This is a genomic window from Paenibacillus sp. 01T422 (assembly GCF_056398785.1).
In genome coordinates, this window is sequence record NZ_JBFTQB010001180.1 from 1 (window position 1) to 1552 (window position 1552).

The following is a 1552-nucleotide window of genomic DNA, read 5'->3' on the forward strand; positions in this document are numbered from 1 at the left end:
GAGTATACGCTTTCCTCGAGCGCTTTTTCAATAGCAGCTATATCTTTTTTCTTTCTTGAATAGATATCGATTAAATTTTTCATTCTGTCACCCGTGCCACTTTATTCTCTGACCATAAAGCGATGCTTACCGGCTTCGGCAGGAAACCAAGCTCATAGCAATACTTGTAATAGGAAGCAAGTCCTTCCCACTGTTCCGGACCAAAATCATAACATAACGTATGAAAATAATGATGCCAATAGGAAGCCGTACCGCCAACTGAAGCTTGCGCTTCTTCAATCATCTCTCCCGGGTTGGCATGAGCTTTCGCTTTACTTGCCATGAACGCATTGAAAACATCAGTTACAAGCTCTGGATACCGCTCTGCCGTCTCCTTACGTATCGCCCATACGGCGAACGAAATCCATTGTCCTGTCCATTTCGCCCATTCTTGCCCAAGATCCGTAATCATATACGTTTTATTGCTCCAACTCTCTTTGATCGCATCATCTCCGATGAGCAGTGCCCCATCCCCAAGCGTCATCATCTGTTCGACATTGGGGGTTGCATATTCATACGTCGGTTTCCCTCCGTAAAATTTCTCAAGTATGATTTTGAGCAAATTCACCGATGTAGCTGAAGTTGTGGGCAGCAAAATATGCCCGTTCGCGATCTCACGGAGCGGCTTCTCATGAAACAATAGGATGGAATTGACTTCCCCATATGCGCTAACTGAAAGATCTGGATACAACAAATAATTCTCAAAGGACTCTCCATACGCAAAGGAGGATATTGGCCCCATATCAATGTCGCCGGCAGCCATAGCTTTATTGAGAGAAGTCGGTACCTGCTCAATAATGTCTACCTCGGACGTATTCATAAGTTCTGGAAAATAGTAATAAATCGGCCAAACATTTGTATAATTGATGCGGCCAATACGAATTTTTGGATCAGAGCTACTCATGGTTATCACCCCATCTTCGGTACAAGGAATGCTCAATGTCCATGCTGTCCAGTACTTTGCCTACCAAAAAATCGACCATCTCCTCAAGGGAGCGCGGACGATTATAAAAGGCTGGCATCGCCGGAAGCATACGTACGCCCATTCTAGACAAGGTCAGCATGTTTTCCAAATGTATGGCATGCAATGGCGTTTCCCTTGGAACCAGAATTAATTTTCTTCCTTCTTTCAGCATGACATCTGCTGTGCGCTCTAATAAATTATCGGATGAGCCATGCGCGATGCCGGATAACGTGCCCATCGAGCAAGGGATGACAACCATCCCCTTTGTCCGAAACGATCCACTGGCAACGGTTGCTCCAATATCAGCAATCGGATGGTGCTCGAATGAGCCTGTACGGCCGCCAAAATGCTCTTGAAGCATCTCTTTGCGCTTGCTTACCTGCCAGTCGAGTTCATCATGCAGCACTCTCCAGCCAGCCTCTGTGACGATCAAATGCACATCCAAGCCCTGGTCTAGCATGACCTGACACAACCGAACACCATAAATAGCTCCGCTAGCGCCAGTAATCCCTACCACCCAATTGCCGCCGCTCATAAGTACTCTCTCAC

Annotated in this window: 2 protein-coding genes; both read right to left on the minus strand. The window is 46.5% G+C overall.

Going from position 1 to position 1552, the window contains the following annotated elements:
- Positions 1-79 precede the first annotated feature (79 nt).
- On the minus strand, positions 80-943 hold the full coding sequence (locus tag AC1DUA_RS36935) for a menaquinone biosynthetic enzyme MqnA/MqnD family protein (protein WP_477504458.1): 864 nt from the start codon (positions 941-943) through the stop codon (positions 80-82).
- A complete protein-coding gene (locus AC1DUA_RS36940) occupies positions 936-1538 on the minus strand; it encodes a UbiX family flavin prenyltransferase (protein WP_477504459.1) in 603 nt (200 codons plus the stop codon). The genes AC1DUA_RS36935 and AC1DUA_RS36940 overlap by 8 nt, the downstream gene beginning before the upstream one ends.
- Between the last annotated feature and the right edge of the window lie 14 nt (positions 1539-1552).